This is a genomic window from Actinomadura opuntiae, from assembly GCF_030283205.1.
Taxonomy (GTDB): Bacteria; Actinomycetota; Actinomycetes; order Streptosporangiales; family Streptosporangiaceae; genus Spirillospora.
Genome location: NZ_JASNWF010000026.1, coordinates 74,882 through 90,386 on the forward strand (window position 1 = coordinate 74,882; position 15,505 = coordinate 90,386).

A 15,505-nucleotide genomic window follows, 5' to 3' on the forward strand; every position below is an offset into this window, starting at 1 on the left:
CGCGTCAGGCGTCGGTGCTGAGGCGGTAGCCGAGGCGCTGCAGCTCCGTGCCGGCGACCTTCTCGACCTGGGCGAGCTGGCGGGGCGTCAGGCGGTCCCGCCAGGCGCCGACGCCGTGGTCGGCGCCGCCCGCCTCCGGCCCGCCGCGCGCCCCGGCCCGGACCAGGCCGGACAGGGTCGTCTTCGACAGGTCCGCGTCCAGGTACCGCGAGACGTCGGCGGCGACCCGGCGCGGCCGGGCGACCAGGTCCTCGTACCGGACGGTGAACAGCTGCTCCTCGGGGACCTGCTGCCGCAGCCGGGCGCTGAGGCGCACCGAGCCGCGCCAGCGCAGCGCGCACTTCACGGCGGTCGCGGCCTGCGGCCAGCGGTTGCGCTCGGTGTGGTCCTCCACCCCGAAGAACGGGTTGGGGAACACCGTGTCCAGGTTGGCCAGCCCCGGCTTGAACCACGCCAGGCACCGGTCGTCGGCGAGCATGTCGGCGACCGCGTCCCGGCCGTCGCGGATCAGCTGGACGAGCTGGGCGTCGGGGAAGGCGTCCAGCAGGACGTCGGCGCTGTAGATCAGGTCGGGGGAGGCGTCGGCGTACCGGGCGATGCCGCGCGGCTGCACGCACGGCCCCTCGGTGTCGCCGTCGTGCACCGGCCGGTCGCGCAGCACCGCGGGCCGCGGCGGCAGCCCGGCCAGCTCGCGGCACTCGTCGGGGCACTCGGCGCAGGCACGCGCGGAGATCTGCCAGGCCTCGGCGTAGGCGTCCCGGATCACCCGGGCCGCGCCGGCGCCGCGCTCGGTCGCGATGGCGGGCCGCCGGGCGAAGGCGTAGACGACGCGCAGCACGCCGGGGCGGCCGGTGGTGAGGTGGAAGCCGGCGGACCGCTTGACGGCGCGCGCGAGGAGATCGGCACCCGAGTGCGGCGCGCCCAGGATGAAGACCGGGCGGTGGACCTTGGTGCCGTTGATCACCAGGATGTGCGGCGTCGTCGACCTCATACCCGGCCAAGTTTGTCACCTTTTGAGAGCCGGTCGGGCCGTGACGCACCGTAGCGGCCGCCCGAAACCGGGACGCGGCCCGGTCGTTCGGCCCCTAATCTTGAGGAATGGACGCACCCCTCACGCTCGCCGGGCTGCTGCCGGAGGCGACGTCGATCACCGTCCTGACCGGCGCCGGCATCTCCACCGACAGCGGCATCCCCGACTTCCGCGGCCCGCAGGGCGTCTGGACCAAGGACCCGTCCGCCGAGGCCATGTCCACCATCGGCGCCTACATCGCCGACCCGGAGGTGCGGCGCCGCTCCTGGCGCACCCGCCTGGACCACCCCGCCTGGGAGGCCGAGCCGAACGCCGCGCACGCCGCCCTCGTCGACCTGGAGCGGGCCGGCCGGCTGCGCGCGCTGATCACCCAGAACATCGACGGGCTGCACCAGCGGGCCGGGTCGTCCGCCGGCACGGTGATCGAGATCCACGGCACCATGCGCGAGGCGGTCTGCCTGTCCTGCGAGCTGCGCACGCCGATGCCGGAGATCCTCGCGCGCGTCGAGGCGGGCGAGGACGACCCGCCGTGCAGCGCGTGCGGCGGCATCCAGAAGTCCGCGACGATCTCCTTCGGGCAGGCGCTGGAGCAGGACGTCCTGGACGCGGCGATCACCGCGGCCCGCTCCTGCGACCTGTTCCTCGCGGTCGGCACCTCGCTGACCGTCCAGCCCGCCGCCGGGCTGTGCCTGGAGGCCGTCGACCACGGCGCCCGGCTGGTGATCATGAACGCGGAGCCGACCCCCTACGATGGGCTGGCGGACGCGGTGCTGCGCGAGCCGATCGGGGAATCGCTGCCGCGGCTGGCCCGCATCGCCCTCGGCACCGGGCGGTGATCCGTTGGCGGGTCGTGACCGGCCGCCCCTTCCACTGGCGGCCGGATCCTGACAAGCTCTATCCGTCGCGGTGCGAGGAGGGATCGGGTTGATGAGCGGGGGCGCCCGCGCGGAGGGGGTCGAGGGGCCGTCCGACGCGCCCGCCGCAGGCACGCCCGGCGAACGGGCGGCACCGGGGGAGATCCGCAGGTACGGGCGGCTGCGCCCGGGGGACCGGGTCGCGGTCGTCGCGCCCAGCGGGCCCGCCGAGCCGGCCCGGCTCGAGGCGGGCTGCGCGGTCCTGCGCGACCTCGGCCTCGACGTCGTGGTGGGCAAGCACGCCCTCGACCGGGCCAACCTCGGGGCTCCGGAGCCCGTCCGCGACGACTGGCACCGCCTCGCCGGCACCGACGCCGACCGCGCCGCCGACCTGCAGGCCGCCTGGTGCGACCCGCGCGTGCGCGCCGTGATCTGCGCGCGCGGCGGCTACGGAGCCACCCGCGTGCTCGACCACCTCGACTGGGACGCCCTCGCCGCCGCGACGCGGGCGTCCGGGGCCGCGCCGAAGATCCTGCACGGCTCCAGCGACGTCACGGCGCTGCACGCCTGCTTCGGCGCCCGGCTCGGCGTCAGCACCTCGTTCGGCCCGATGCCCGCCGGCCTGATCGCCGACCTCGGCGCCACCGACGCCCCCGGCGCCCCCGGCGCCCCGGCCGCCACCCTGGACGGCCTGCGCACCGCGCTGTTCGGCGGCCCCGTGGCGCTGCCCGGCACGCACGTCCTGCGCCCCGGACGCGCCGAGGGCCCGCTCACCGGCGGTACCCTCAGCCTGATCACCGCACTGCTCGGCACCCCGTACGCCCCGCCGCCCGCGAAGGGCCGCATCGTTTTCCTGGAGGACGTCACGGAGGCGCCGTACCGGATCGACCGGATGCTCGTCCAGCTGCTCCAGTCGGGCTGGCTCGACGGCGCCGCGGGCTTCGCGCTCGGCTCGTGGGAACGCTCCGGCGACCCCGCCGAGCTGGACGCCGTGCTCGCCGCGCGGCTCGGCCCGCTCGGCGCGCCCGTCCTCGCCGGGGTGCCCGCCGGACACGGCGCCCGGCAGGGCACGCTCGAGCTCGGCGCGCCCGCCGTGCTGGAGGCGCCCGGCGCGGCCGGTGATCTGAACCCCCGGCCGGGCTGCGGCGTACTGACCCTGGAAGCGCCGGGAGGTGTGCGATGAGCGGCCGGCACGCCCGTCCCGACCCGTGGGACGACGGAACACTGGACTCGCTGCTGGTACTGGTGGCCGAGAGCCTCGGCTACGCATGCCGCCGCGCCCCCGGCGAGGTGATGCTGCTGGAGGGCGCGAACCGGCTGCACGTCAGCATGCGCGACCTGCGGCAGCTGGCCCGGCTGGTGCCGCGCGACGACTGGCCGGCGCTGGTGTCCGACCACGTCACCACGATCGTCACCGCGGTCGAGGAGCCCCTCGACCTCAGCGACTTCGACCTCGCCCAGCACCTGCTGCGCACCCGGATCTACCCGGCCGAGGCCGACAACGGCGCGCTGGCGGCCCGGCCGTTCGCGCCGGGGCTGATCGAGGCGGTCGTGGTCGACACCCCCACCACCGTCCGGACGGTCACGACCGAGGAGATGAACGGCTGGCCGGTCTCCGGCGACGCGCTGTTCATGCTGGGCCGCGCCAACGTCCGCGCGGACGGACCGCTCCAGCTCGACGAGCAGGACCTCGGCGGCGTCCGGGTGTCGGTGCTGCACGGCTGGACGTTCTACGCCGTCACCCACCTGGCGTGGCTGGAGGAGTACCTGCCGATCGGCCCGCACGGCGCGCTGGTCATCGCCCCCAACCGCAGCCTGATCGTCGCGCACGCGCTGCGCATGTCGGAGGTCCACCCGCGGGCCCGCTACCGCGCCGCCGTGGCGGCCGCCAACGAGCTGCAGGCGCAGGCGCACCGCGCCTACGAGGAGGGGCCGGGGTCGCTCAGCCCGCACCTGTACTGGTGGCGCGCGGGGGAGCTGACCTACCTGGAGACCCGGTACGAGGGCGACTCGCTCGTCCTGCCGCGCGACTTCACGTCCGTGCTGGCCACGTCCCCCGCGGAGTACTGAGCGATGACCGCGGCGGAGGGCCGGCGGAGCGAGGACCGTCGCCCGGCACGTTTCGGAGGTCCGGGGGCCGCTCCCCGGGGGAGGCGCCGAGCGTGAAGATCGTCATCGCGCCCGACTCGTTCAAGGGCAGCCTGTCGGCGGCGCAGGTGTGCGCCGCGGTCGAGGCCGGGGCGCGGCGGGCCGTGCCCGGCGCCGAGCTGGTGAGCGTGCCGATGGCGGACGGCGGCGAGGGCACCCTCGACTGCTTCGTGGCCGCGCGCGGCGGCGACCTGGTCGAGGTCGCCGCGACCGACCCGGTGGGCCGGCCGGTGAAGGCGCCTTACGCGCTGTCGGGCGACGGGCGGTCCGCCGTCGTGGAGCTGGCCGCCGCGTCCGGGCTGCCGCTGGTCGAGGACGTCCCGCCCGACCCGCTGGGCGCCGGCACGTCCGGCACCGGCGAGCTGATCGCCGACGCGGTCCGGCGCGGCGCGCGGGACGTGCTGGTCTGCATCGGCGGCAGCGCCAGCACCGACGGCGGCGCGGGGCTGCTGCGCGCGCTCGGGGTGCGGTTCCTGGACGCTTCCGGCGCCGCGCTGCCGCCCGGCGGTGCCGCGCTGGCCCGGCTCGACGCGATCGACGACTCCGGCGTCCCGGACGCGGTGCGCGCCGCGCGGTTCCGGGTCGCCTGCGACGTCACCAACCCGCTCGTCGGCCCGGACGGCGCCGCCGCCGTGTTCGGGCCGCAGAAGGGCGCCGACCCGGCCCAGGTCCGCGAGCTGGACGCGGCGCTCACCCGGTTCGCCGACGTGCTCGCCGACCGGTTCGGCGTCCGCGTCCACGACCTGCCCGGCGCCGGGGCGGCCGGCGGCACCTGCGGCGGCCTGGTCGCCGTGCTGGGCGCCGAACCGTCCGGCGGGGCGCAGCTGGTGGCCGAGGCGGTGGGCCTGCGCGAGGCGCTGGACGGCGCCGACCTGGTGATCACCGGCGAGGGCCGGGTGGACGGGCAGAGCGCCGCCGGCAAGGTCGTCTCCGCCGTCGCCGCGCTCGCCAGGGACCGGGCGATCCCGGTCGTCGCGCTGGCCGGCGGCGTCGTCGGCCCGTTGGACGAGCTGCACGGCCTCGGGCTCACCGCGGCGTTCAGCATCGCCGACGGCCCGCGCACGCTGGACGCGCTCAAGGCCGAGGCCGCGCCCCTCCTGGCCGGCCTGGCCGAGCAGGCCGTCCGGCTCGCCGCCACGCGCTGACGGCACAGACGGCACAGACGGCGCGGGCCGGGCCCGCCCGTCAGGCGTGGGCCGGTTCGGGTTCCGGCTCCGCGGCGGGCTCCGCGGCCTCAGGGGTCCTGATCCGCAGCGCGGGCAGGAACACGTGGGCCAGCGGCCCGATCGCCACGGCGTACAGCACGGTGCCGACGCCGACGGTCCCGCCGAGCAGCCAGCCGATCGCGAGGACGCCCAGCTCGATCCCGGTGCGCACGACCCGGATCGAGTGGCCCCGCGCGGCCAGGCCGGTCATGAGACCGTCGCGCGGGCCCGGCCCGAGGCCGGCGCCGATGTAGCAGCCGGTGGCGAACCCGCCGGCGAGCACGCCGAGCACCAGGAACGCCCAGCGGGCGGCGAGGGCGTCCGGGGCCGGCAGCAGCCACAGGAACAGGTCGGCGAAGGCGCCGACGAGCAGGACGTTGCTGATGGTGCCGAGACCGGGCCGCTGCCGCAGCGGGATCCACGCGAGCATCACCACCGCCCCGGCGATGATGATCCACGTGCCGATCGACAGCCCGAACCGGCGGGACAGGCCCTGGTGGAAGACGTCCCAGGGGTCGTTGCCGAGCCGCGAGGACACTTGCAGCGCGATCCCGAGGCCGTACAAGGCCAATCCCACATACAGCTGGACGAGCCGCCGCGCCATCAAGGCCATTTTCTGCTCCACTTGAAGTCCGATCAGGTTCCTGGTCTATCCTGCGGAGAAGTGGCCTTGTTGTGTAAGGGCCAATAGGGGAAAGTGGTCTGTGTGAGCATGCGATACGTCAGCGGCACCCAACTGGCCCGGCTGCTGGGCGACGTCCCGCGCGAGCGTCCCGTGTACGCCGCCCTGGCCCGCGCCGTCCGGACCCTCGTCCTGGACGGCCGGCTCGCGCTGCGCACCCGGCTGCCCGCCGAACGCGACCTGGCCGCCGCGCTCGGCGTCAGCCGCACCACCGTGACCGCCGCCTACGACCGGCTGCGCGAGGAGGGCTACGTCGAGAGCCGGCAGGGCGCGGGCAGCTGGACGGCGCTGCCGCCGGTCCGGATGTCGTCGGCGGAGCCGCTGCCCGCGCCGCCGCCCGGCGGCCGGTACGGCATGGCGCACCCGGTGCCCGACGACCCGGCGTTCGTCGACCTCGGCTGCGCCACCCCCGGCGCCCCGACGATCTTCAACGAGGCCGTCGCCGCCGCCGTGGACGAGCTGCCCCGCTACAGCGGCGGCCCCGGCTACGAGCCGGCCGGGCTGGCCGGGCTGCGCGAGGTGATCGCCGCCGGGTACGAGGCGCGCGGCGTGCCGACCCGGCCCGACCAGATCGTCGTCACCACCGGGGCGCAGCACGCGTTCACCCTGCTGACGCACACGCTCGTGGAGCCCGGCGACCCGGTCATGGTGGAGCGCCCCACCTACCCGCACGCGCTGGGCGCGCTGCGGCGGCGCGGCGCCCGGCTCGTCCCGGTCGGGGTGAACGAGGGCTGGGACATGGAGCTGGTCGCGGGCAGCATGCGGCAGGCCGCCGTCCGGATGGCCTACACGATCGCCGACTTCCAGAACCCGACCGGCCATCTGATGACGGCGGACGACCGGGCCGCGCTGGTCGACGCGGCGCGCCGCGCGGACGCCTTCGTCGTCGTCGACGAGACCTTCGCCGACCTCGCGCACGACCCGGACGCGCCGCGGCTGCCGCCGGTCGCCGCCTTCGACACCGGCGGGCGCGTCGCCACGATCGGGTCGGCGTCCAAGCTGATGTGGGGCGGCCTGCGCATCGGCTGGATCCGCACCACGGGGCCGCTGGCCCGCCGGCTGGTGCTGGCCCGCGAGCCGTTCGACATGGCGAGCCCGGTGCTGGACCAGCTGATCGTCCGGGAGCTGCTGCTGCGGATGGAGGAGGTGCGGGCCGAGCGCGCCGCGATGCTGCTGCGCGGCCGGGACGCGCTCGCCGCCGCGCTGCGGGAGCTGCTTCCCGGCTGGGACTTCCGGCTGCCGGACGGCGGCATGTCGCTGTGGGCGCGCCTGGACGCGCCGGTCGCCAGCATGCTCGCCGAGACCGCCGAGCGGCTGGGCGTCCGGGTCGTCGCGGGGCCGGTGTTCGGGGTGGACGGCGTCCTGGAGGACTACGTCCGGCTGCCCTACGTCCTTCCGCCGGCCGTGCTGCGGCACGCGGTCGAGCGGCTCGCGCTCGCCTACCGCGAGGTCCAGGCGGCCCCCGCCCCCCGCCCGCTGCCCGCCTACGTGTAAATTGCAGTGCCCTTGGCGGTCGGGCCCTGGGGGCCCTCCCTTCGGCGGGCACTGCGTGCGATCGCTGCATCGCTTCGACTCGGCCCTGGGGGCCTCGCTGCGCGATCGGATTCTCGCTTCGCTCGGATCCGGCTTCGCTCGCGAACGCGACGGCCGGGGTCCTGCGTGGCCGGGGCAGGGCGTGGTTTCCGTCGGCCGCGTTACGGCGCTCGCTGGATGTAGTCGACGAGGTGCTCGCGCTCGCTCTCCAGTTCGTCGATGGCGCTCTTGACGACGTCGCCGATGCTGACGATGCCGGCCAGCCGCCCGTCGTCGAGGACGGGGACGTGCCGGAACCGCTGCTCGGTCATGGTGCGGCGCAGGTCCTCGACCTTGTCGGCCGGGCCGCAGGTGCGCACCTCGGTGGTCATGATGTCGGAGACGGGCTGGTCGAGCAGCGCCGCGCCGCGGTCGTGCATGCGCCGCACGACGTCGCGCTCGGTCACGATGCCGGCGATGGCGGCGCCGTCGGGCGACACCACCGCCGCCCCGATGTTGTGCTCGGCCAGGACGGCGAGCAGTTGTCGCACGGTGGCGTCGGGCTCGACCGTCGCCACCGCGTCTCCCTTCCTCCGCAGGATGTCGCGAATCCGCATGCCTCACGCTCCGGTGCCGGTCTCGGACCCGCGGCGGGCGTCCGCCGGGGGGCTTGTTCCTGACAAGGTCGCACAGGTTCACCGCCCGGGAAAACCCCGGCACGGTACATCATTTCCGGACCGGCGGCGGGCCGGTGACGCGCCGGGGGATGCCCGGCGCGTCCTGACACGTCGTGTTCACCCGACCCCGGTCCGTGGAAGTGGATCATCGGTCACGTAGTGTGGTCTCCTGATCACACAGTGAACGACGTCGATGGTGACCAGGGAGCCCGCCGTGCCCGTATCCCGCATCGTGATCGTGGGCGCCGGCTTCGCCGGCTACAACACCGCCCGCACGCTGGAGCGCCTGCTCCGGCCCGCCAAGGCCGAGATCGTCATGATCGCGCCGTTCGGCTACACGCTGTACCAGCCGCTGCTGCCGCAGGTGGCGGGCGGGCTGCTGGACCCGCGCGCCATCGCCGGGCCGCTGCACCGGCTGCTGCGCCGCACCCAGCTGCTGCCCGGCAAGGCGCGCGGCGCCGACCTGCACGAGCGGGTCATCGACGTGGAGAAGATCGACGGCACGAAGGTGTCGCTGCGCTACGACCGGCTGGTGCTCGCGGCCGGCAGCGTCACCCGCACCTTCGACATCCCCGGGCTGAAGGAGCACGCGCACGGGCTGAAGAACCTCGCCGAGGCGGTCTACCTGCGCGACCACGTCATCGCGCAGCTGGAGCTGGCCAACGCCAGCATGGACGAGGGGGAGCGGGCCGCGCGGCTGGGGTTCCTCGTCGTCGGCGGCGGCTACTCCGGCGTGGAGACCTGCGCGAACCTGCAGCTGCTCACCACCAAGGCGCTGCGCCGCTTCCCGCGGCTGGACCCGGCGCTGCTGACCTGGACGCTGATCGACATCGCGCCGAAGCTGCTGCCCGAGCTGGGCGAGCGGCTCGGCCGGGACGCGATGCGGCTGCTCGGCCGGCGCGGCGTCGACATCCGGCTCGGCACCACGCTGGAGCGGCTGGAGCCGCACTGCGCGCACCTCACCGACGGGACCGCGCTGCCGTGCCGCACCGCGATCTGGACGGCCGGGGTGACGCCGAGCCCGGTGATCTCCACGCTGAACCTGCCCGCCGACCGGGGCCGCGTCAGGGTCGGCGCCGACCTGCGGCTCGCCGGCTTCCCCGAGGTGTTCGCGGTCGGCGACGCGGCCGCCGTCCCGGACCTGGTGCGCGGCGGCGACGCGATGTGCCCGCCGACGGCGCAGCACGCCGTCCGGCAGGCCCGGGTCGCCGCCCACAACGTCGCCGCGTCGCTGCTCGGCCACGAGCCGCGCGAGTACCGGCACAAGGACCTCGGCCTCGTGGTCGACCTCGGCGGCGCGCAGGCGGTCGCGCGGCCGTTCGGGAAGGAGCTGACCGGCGTGGTCGCCCAGGCGGTCACGCGCGGCTACCACCTGGCGACGGTCCCGTCGATGTCGGCGCGGGCCCGCGTGCTCGGCCAGTGGCTGATACACGCGACGGCCGGCGACGACCTGATCCGGCTCGGGCTGCTCGACCCGCGCACCAGCAGCCTCGTCGACGTCGAGCACAGCTTGTGACGAGGGCGCTGCCCATGCTGCGGGCATTCTTCCCGGCGGACGCGCCGGCCGGGCGCCGTGCGGCGGCGGTGCTGGCGGCCGCCCTCACCGCCGGCCTGGCGGCCGGCTGCGCGTCGGGCGCCTCCGGAAGCCGCGTCGTGAACCTGTACAACGCGCCGCAGGAGAGCATCGGCGCGATCGCCGCCCGCTGCAACCGGGAGGCGCGCGGCCGGTACCGGATCGTCGTCAACACCCTGCCGCGCGGCGCCGACGACCAGCGCGAGCAGCTGGTCCGGCGGCTGGCGGCCCGCGACTCCGGGCTGGACGTCCTCGGGCTCGACGTGACGTGGACGGCGGAGCTCGCCGAGGCCGGCTGGATCCGCCAGTGGACCGGCCGGTACGCGCGGGAGGCCCGCGAGGGCACGCTGCCCGGGCCGCTCGGCACCGGGACCTGGCAGGGCGGGCTGTACGCGGCGCCGTACAACACCAACGTCCAGCTGCTGTGGTACCGCTCGGACCTGATGCCCGACCCGCCGTCCACCTGGGCCGGGCTGATCAGGGAGTCGGAGCGGCTCGCGGCCGCGGGCAGGCCGCACTACGGCGAGGTGACCGGCGCGCAGTTCGAGGGGCTCGTCGTCTGGTTCAACAGCCTCGTCGCGTCCGCGGGCGGGCGGATCCTCAGCCCCGACGGCCACCGGGCCGACCTCGGGCCGTCCGCGCTGACGGCGCTGCGCACGATGCGGCAGTTCGCCCGGTCCGCCGCCGCAGACCCGTCGATGTCCAACACCAAGGAGGACGACGCGCGGCTGGCGGTGGAGTCCGGGCGCGGCGCCTACGAGATCAACTGGCCGTTCGTGTACGCCTCGATGGCCAAGATGAAGCCCGGGCTGCTGAAGAGGTTCAGATGGGCGCCCTACCCCGGCATCGCCGGGCCGGGCCGCGCGCCGCTCGGGGGGGCGAACTTCGCCGTCAGCGCCTACTCCGCCAAGCCGGACGCCGCGTTCCAGGCCGCGCTGTGCCTGCGCGACCGGCGCAGCCAGCGGACCGCCGCCATCCGCGACGGGCTGCCGCCGACGATCGAGGCGGTGTACCGGGCGCGCGGGATGGCGAAGGCCTACCCGATGCGGCAGGCGATCCTCGACGCGCTCAAGACCGCCGCCCCCCGCCCGCTGACCCCGACGTACCAGAACGTGTCGACGGTGGCGGCGGAGACGCTGTCGCCGCCGTCGGCCATCGACCCGCCCCGCACGCTGGGCACGCTGCGGGGCCTGATCGAGGACGCGTTGCAGAGCAAGGGGGTGCTTCCATGAACGAGGAGCTGAGCAGCGCGGAGGCCATCCCGGTGGTGGGCCGGCAGGCCCCCGCGGCGAGCGCGAACCGCCGCTCGGAACGGCGGCTCGGCTGGATGCTGTGCGCGCCCGCCGCCGTGGTGATGGTGGCCGTCACCGGCTGGCCGATCGTGTACTCGGTGCTGCTGTCGCTGCAGCGCTACGACCTGCGCTTCCCCGCCCGCAAGGCGTGGATCGGGGCGGACAACTACGCCACCGTGCTGAGCAGCCCGTTCTGGTGGAACGCGTTCGCCGTCACGGTGCTGGTCACCGCCGTCAGCGTGGCGGTCGAGCTGGTCCTCGGCATGGTGATCGCGCTGGTGATGTACCGGACGATCGTGGGCCGCGGCCTGGTGCGCGCCGTCGTGCTCATCCCTTACGGGATCGTCACCGTGGCCGCCGCCTACGGCTGGAAGTACGCCTGGACGCCCGGCACCGGCTTCCTGGCCCGGCTGCTGCCGGCCGGGTCGGCGCCGCTCACCGACCACTTCCCGGCCATCGGGATCATCATCCTCGCGGAGATCTGGAAGACGACGCCGTTCATGGCGCTGCTGCTGATGGCGGGGCTGGCGCTGGTCCCCGAGGACGCGCTGAAGGCCGCGTCGATGGACGGCGCCACCGCCTGGCAGCGCTTCGTCCAGATCACGCTGCCGCTGATGAAGCCCGCGATCCTGGCCGCGCTGCTGTTCCGCACGCTGGACGCGTTCCGGATCTTCGACGACATCTTCGTGCTCACCAACGGCGCGCAGAACACCAGCTCGGTGTCGCTGATCGCCTACCACAACCTGATCGGCGGGCTGAACCTCGGCATCGGCTCCACCATGTCGGTGCTGATCTTCCTGACCGTCGCCCTGGTCGCGTTCGTGTTCGTCAAGGTGCTCGGCACGAGCGCCCCGGACGCGGGGAGGCGCTGATGGACCGGACCGCGGGCGGGATCACCCGCTGGAGCGTCGTCAACCTGCTCGTCCTGCTGTACGCGCTGGTCCCGGTGGTGTGGATCGCGTCGCTGTCGTTCAAGGACCCGTCCACCGTCACCGACGGCGCGTTCTTCCCGGGCCGGTGGACGTGGCGCAACTACCGCGGCATCTTCGACAACGCCGACTTCGTGCGCGGGCTCGGCAACTCGATCGGCATCGGGCTGGTCTCCACCGTGGTCGCGATCCTGATCGGCACGATGGCGGCCTACGCGGTGGCGCGGCTGGACTTCCCCGGCAAGCCGCTGGTGCTCGGGCTGTCCCTGCTGATCGCGATGTTCCCGCAGATCTCCCTGGTCACCCCGCTGTTCGAGATCGAGCGGACGCTCGGGCTGTTCGACACCTGGCCGGGGCTGATCCTGCCGTACATCACCTTCGCGCTGCCGCTGACCATCTACACGCTGTCCACGTTCTTCAGGGAGATCCCGTGGGATCTGGAGAAGGCCGCCAAGATGGACGGCGCCTCGCCGTTCCAGGCGTTCCGGCTGGTCATCGTGCCGCTGGCCACGCCCGGAGTGGTGACGACCGCGATCCTGGCGTTCATCGTGTGCTGGAACGACTTCCTGTTCTCGATCTCGCTGACCTCCTCCAGCCGGGCCCGGACCGCGCCGGCGACGATCTCGTTCTTCACCGGCTCCTCGCAGTTCGAGAACCCGACCGGGTCGATCGCCGCGGCCGCGATCGTGATCACCATCCCGATCGTGGTGTTCGTGCTGGTGTTCCAGCGCCGGATCGTCGCCGGGCTGACGTCCGGCGCGGTGAAGGGCTGAGGGGGCGCGATGGCTGAGATCGTTCTGTCCGGGGTGACCAAGCGCTACCCCGACGGCACCACCGCCGTGCAGGACCTGGACCTGACGATCGCCGACCGGGAGTTCATCATCCTGGTCGGCCCGTCGGGCTGCGGGAAGTCGACCACCCTGAACATGATCGCGGGGCTGGAGGACATCAGCGAGGGCGAGCTGCTGATCGACGGCCGCCGGGTCAACGACCGGGCGCCGCGCGACCGCGACATCGCCATGGTGTTCCAGTCCTACGCGCTGTACCCGCACATGACCGTCCGGGAGAACATCGGCTTCCCGCTGAAGCTGGCCCGGATGGACAAGGCGGAGGCCAACGCCAAGATCGAGGAGGCGGCGCGGATCCTGGCGATCGAGCCGTTCCTGGACCGCCGGCCCGCGCACCTGTCGGGCGGGCAGCGGCAGCGGGTGGCGATGGGCCGCGCCATCGTCCGCAACCCCAAGGCGTTCCTGATGGACGAGCCGCTGTCGAACCTGGACGCCAAGCTGCGCGTGCAGATGCGCACGATGATCTCGCGGCTGCAGAACCAGCTCGGCACGACCACCGTGTACGTCACCCACGACCAGACCGAGGCGATGACGCTCGGGGACCGGATCGTGCTGATGCGGCGCGGGGTCGTCCAGCAGGTCGGCACGCCCGAGGAGCTGTACGACCATCCGCACAACCTGTTCGTGGCGGGGTTCATCGGCTCGCCGGCGATGAACTTCCTGCCCGCCGAGGTCTCCGGCGGCGCGCTCCACTCGGTGCTGGGCGACATCCCGCTGTCGGAGCGGATGCGGCGGGCGCTGGCGGCGCACCGCTCGCCGGACCGGGTCGTGCTGGGCGTCCGGCCGGAGGCGTTCGCCGACGCCCGGCTCGACCGCAGCGAGGGGGACGGCGGCCGGCTGACCTTCGGCGGGCGGGTCGAGATCCTGGAGTCGCTCGGCGCGGAGAAGCTCGCCTACATCGACCTGGAGCCGGGCACGACGGTCGACTCCGAGCACCTGGAGGACGCCTTCCAGGGCCATTCGCAGCGGCACGCCCAGATCGTCGCGCGCCTGGACCCGAGGTCGGGGGCCGGTGAGGGCCGGATGCTCGAACTGGAATACGACCCCGAGTCGATCCACCTGTTCGAGCCGGAGACCGGCCTCAACCTCACCGAGAACACCTGACCGCCGCTCAGGGGGCGAGAAGGCCGCTGAGGGACCGCAGCGCGGGGGTGAGGACGCGGCCCGCCGGGGAGGCGTGGGCGAGGGCGGCGCGGGCGGCGTTGGCTCCGCAGCCGCCGTGCACGCCGCCCCCCGGATGCGCGGACGCTGACGTCAGGTAGAGGCCGGCGACGGGCGTCTCGGCGCGGCCGAGGCCGGGGACGGGCCGGAACACCATCTGCTGGTGGACCATCGCGGTGCCGCCGTTCAGCGCGCCGTTCAGCAGGTTGGCGTTGTGCTCGGTGAACGCGGGCGGGGCGATGATCCGGCGGGCGACGACGCGGTCGCGGAAGCCGGGGGCTAGGCGCTCGATCACGTCCTCGACGCGGCGGGCCATGATGTCCTGCTCGTGCTCGTCCCAGGTGCCGGTGATGCCGTCGGGTCCCGCGTCGCCCTTCACCCGGTGCGGGACGTGCGTGTACGCCCACACCGACTCGGTGCCGGCGGGGGAGCGGGCGGGGTCGGCGGTCGTCATCTGACCGAGCAGCGCGAACGGCTCGGACGGCACGCGCCCGGTGGCGATCTGCCCGCTGTAGTCGGTCATCGCGTCCAGGCCGGGGGACAGGTGGACGGTTCCGGCGCGCGCCGCGTCCGGCGGGGTCCACGGGATCGGCCCCGACAGCGCCCAGTCGACCTTGAAGGTGGCGTGGTCCCAGGTGAACCGGCGCATGTCCTCGCGCAGCGAGGCCGGCAGGTCGGACCAGCCGACCAGGCCGCCGTACAGGGCGGGTGCGGACACGTCCGCCAGCACCGCCTTCGCGGCCCGCACCGGCTCGCCGGACGCGGTCCGCACGCCGAGCGCGCGCCCGTTCCGCACGATCACCGACGCGACGGGCGTGCCGCAGCGGACCCGCCCGCCGCGCGCCTCCAGCCGCCGCACCAGAGCGGCGGTCAGCTCGCCCGCGCCGCCCTCCGGCACCGGCCACCCGTGCCGCTGCCCGATCATCGCGAGCAGCCAGCCGAACACCGAGCCGCCCGTGCTCTCCGGGAACATGTCGGTGTGCAGCGTGGACCCGGCGAGCAGCAGCGGCCCGCCGGAACCGGTGAACTCCTGCTCGCCGAGGGTGCGGACGGGCGCCAGCAGCGAGCGCAGGACGCTCAGCCCGCCCGCCCGGCGCGCGGCCGCCGCCAGCGGCAGCGCGGCCCTGACCGGCGGGAACGGGGTGAACAGTGCGCGCAGCACCTCGTCGCCCATCTGCTCCCACAGCTCCCACAGCCGCAGCCACGCCTCGCCGTCGCCCGCGCCGAGCGCGTCGAGGCTCGCGGCGGTGCGCGACGGGTCGCGTTCCAGCACGGCGCAGGCCCCGTCCGGCAGCGGGTGCGCCAGGACGGCAGGCGCGTGCTTCCAGCGCAGCCCGTGCCGCTCCAGGTCGAGCGCCCTCATCACCGGCGACGCCACGCCCAGCGGGTAGAAGGCGCTGCACAGGTCGCTGACGTAGTCGGGGTGGACGCCCCGGTCGCTGCGCACCGCGCCGCCCGGGTCGGGCTGCGCCTCCAGGACCAGGACGTCCCAGCCCGCGTCGGCCAGCAGGTTGGCCGCCACGAGCCCGTTGGGTCCCGCGCCGACGACCACGGCGTCCGCCATCACGCACCGCCTCCCAAGATCACCCTAGGG

Annotated in this window: 14 protein-coding genes; 10 read left to right on the forward strand and 4 right to left on the reverse strand. The window is 74.7% G+C overall.

All coding sequences use genetic code 11. The features are described 5' to 3' along the window. Positions 1–4 precede the first annotated feature (4 nt). Entirely contained in the window at positions 5–991 is a 987-nt protein-coding gene (locus tag QP089_RS41035; protein WP_285919670.1) for a sulfotransferase family protein, read from the reverse strand. 107 nt (positions 992–1,098) lie between these two features. Between QP089_RS41035 and QP089_RS41040 the strand changes: the two genes are divergently transcribed. The 4 genes from QP089_RS41040 (at position 1,099) to QP089_RS41055 (ending at position 5,177) form a co-directional block, all read left to right on the forward strand. After that, positions 1,099–1,866: an SIR2 family NAD-dependent protein deacylase gene (locus tag QP089_RS41040; RefSeq protein ID WP_285919671.1), complete on the forward strand. Its 768-nt coding sequence runs from the start codon at positions 1,099–1,101 to the stop codon at positions 1,864–1,866. 91 nt (positions 1,867–1,957) lie between these two features. Then, a complete protein-coding gene (locus QP089_RS41045) occupies positions 1,958–3,067 on the forward strand; it encodes a S66 peptidase family protein (protein ID WP_285919673.1) in 1,110 nt (369 codons plus the stop codon). Next, on the forward strand, positions 3,064–3,954 hold the full coding sequence (locus QP089_RS41050) for a hypothetical protein (RefSeq protein WP_285919675.1): 891 nt from the start codon (positions 3,064–3,066) through the stop codon (positions 3,952–3,954). The genes QP089_RS41045 and QP089_RS41050 overlap by 4 nt, the downstream gene beginning before the upstream one ends. Before the next feature lie 92 nt (positions 3,955–4,046). Then, positions 4,047–5,177, forward strand: a complete 1,131-nt coding sequence (locus QP089_RS41055) for a glycerate kinase (RefSeq protein WP_285919677.1) — start codon at positions 4,047–4,049, stop codon at positions 5,175–5,177. 40 nt (positions 5,178–5,217) lie between these two features. Here the strand turns inward: QP089_RS41055 and yczE are convergent, their stop codons facing one another. Continuing rightward, entirely contained in the window at positions 5,218–5,850 is a 633-nt protein-coding gene (gene yczE, locus QP089_RS41060; protein WP_285919679.1) for a membrane protein YczE, read from the reverse strand. 99 nt (positions 5,851–5,949) lie between these two features. Here yczE and yczR point away from each other — a divergent pair, with 99 nt between their 5' ends. Beyond that, positions 5,950–7,413, forward strand: coding sequence for a MocR-like transcription factor YczR (yczR, locus tag QP089_RS41065; protein WP_285919777.1), 1,464 nt, complete (start codon positions 5,950–5,952; stop codon positions 7,411–7,413). Between the two features lie 200 nt (positions 7,414–7,613). Here the strand turns inward: yczR and QP089_RS41070 are convergent, their stop codons facing one another. Continuing rightward, the gene (locus QP089_RS41070; RefSeq protein ID WP_285919680.1) at positions 7,614–8,048 is read right to left on the reverse strand and encodes a CBS domain-containing protein; all 435 of its coding nucleotides are present in this window, start codon (positions 8,046–8,048) and stop codon (positions 7,614–7,616) included. A 274-nt stretch (positions 8,049–8,322) separates the two neighbouring features. Here QP089_RS41070 and QP089_RS41075 point away from each other — a divergent pair, with 274 nt between their 5' ends. From QP089_RS41075 to QP089_RS41095, 5 genes are read left to right on the forward strand one after another with little or no spacing between them, the layout of a single operon-like run. Further along, positions 8,323–9,624, forward strand: a complete 1,302-nt coding sequence (locus QP089_RS41075) for an NAD(P)/FAD-dependent oxidoreductase (protein ID WP_285919682.1) — start codon at positions 8,323–8,325, stop codon at positions 9,622–9,624. Between the two features lie 14 nt (positions 9,625–9,638). Next, positions 9,639–10,913, forward strand: coding sequence for an ABC transporter substrate-binding protein (locus QP089_RS41080; RefSeq protein WP_285919685.1), 1,275 nt, complete (start codon positions 9,639–9,641; stop codon positions 10,911–10,913). Then, positions 10,910–11,845 carry a carbohydrate ABC transporter permease gene (locus tag QP089_RS41085; protein ID WP_285919687.1) on the forward strand — a complete coding sequence of 312 codons (936 nt, stop codon included), beginning with the start codon at positions 10,910–10,912 and terminating at the stop codon, positions 11,843–11,845. The genes QP089_RS41080 and QP089_RS41085 overlap by 4 nt, the downstream gene beginning before the upstream one ends. After that, positions 11,845–12,675 (forward strand): carbohydrate ABC transporter permease, encoded by an 831-nt coding sequence (locus QP089_RS41090; protein ID WP_285919689.1) that lies wholly within the window; start codon positions 11,845–11,847, stop codon positions 12,673–12,675. The genes QP089_RS41085 and QP089_RS41090 overlap by 1 nt, the downstream gene beginning before the upstream one ends. A 9-nt stretch (positions 12,676–12,684) precedes the next feature. Next, positions 12,685–13,854, forward strand: a complete 1,170-nt coding sequence (locus QP089_RS41095) for an ABC transporter ATP-binding protein (protein WP_285919691.1) — start codon at positions 12,685–12,687, stop codon at positions 13,852–13,854. Between the two features lie 7 nt (positions 13,855–13,861). Here the strand turns inward: QP089_RS41095 and QP089_RS41100 are convergent, their stop codons facing one another. Continuing rightward, positions 13,862–15,475: a phytoene desaturase family protein gene (locus tag QP089_RS41100; protein WP_285919693.1), complete on the reverse strand. Its 1,614-nt coding sequence runs from the start codon at positions 15,473–15,475 to the stop codon at positions 13,862–13,864. Positions 15,476–15,505: the final 30 nt, after the last annotated feature.

What these genes read in the sequence shown, in the direction of transcription:
- QP089_RS41090 (WP_285919689.1), top strand. Translation starts at nt 11,845, where the DNA reads ATGGACCGGACCGCGGGCGGGATCACCCGCTGGAGCGTCGTCAACCTG.
- QP089_RS41095 (WP_285919691.1), top strand. Translation starts at nt 12,685, where the DNA reads ATGGCTGAGATCGTTCTGTCCGGGGTGACCAAGCGCTACCCCGACGGC.
- yczE (WP_285919679.1), bottom strand. Translation starts at nt 5,850, where the DNA reads ATGGCCTTGATGGCGCGGCGGCTCGTCCAGCTGTATGTGGGATTGGCC.
- QP089_RS41040 (WP_285919671.1), top strand. Translation starts at nt 1,099, where the DNA reads ATGGACGCACCCCTCACGCTCGCCGGGCTGCTGCCGGAGGCGACGTCG.
- QP089_RS41085 (WP_285919687.1), top strand. Translation starts at nt 10,910, where the DNA reads ATGAACGAGGAGCTGAGCAGCGCGGAGGCCATCCCGGTGGTGGGCCGG.
- QP089_RS41100 (WP_285919693.1), bottom strand. Translation starts at nt 15,475, where the DNA reads ATGGCGGACGCCGTGGTCGTCGGCGCGGGACCCAACGGGCTCGTGGCG.
- QP089_RS41045 (WP_285919673.1), top strand. Translation starts at nt 1,958, where the DNA reads ATGAGCGGGGGCGCCCGCGCGGAGGGGGTCGAGGGGCCGTCCGACGCG.
- QP089_RS41035 (WP_285919670.1), bottom strand. Translation starts at nt 991, where the DNA reads ATGAGGTCGACGACGCCGCACATCCTGGTGATCAACGGCACCAAGGTC.
- QP089_RS41050 (WP_285919675.1), top strand. Translation starts at nt 3,064, where the DNA reads ATGAGCGGCCGGCACGCCCGTCCCGACCCGTGGGACGACGGAACACTG.
- QP089_RS41080 (WP_285919685.1), top strand. Translation starts at nt 9,639, where the DNA reads ATGCTGCGGGCATTCTTCCCGGCGGACGCGCCGGCCGGGCGCCGTGCG.
- QP089_RS41070 (WP_285919680.1), bottom strand. Translation starts at nt 8,048, where the DNA reads ATGCGGATTCGCGACATCCTGCGGAGGAAGGGAGACGCGGTGGCGACG.
- yczR (WP_285919777.1), top strand. Translation starts at nt 5,950, where the DNA reads ATGCGATACGTCAGCGGCACCCAACTGGCCCGGCTGCTGGGCGACGTC.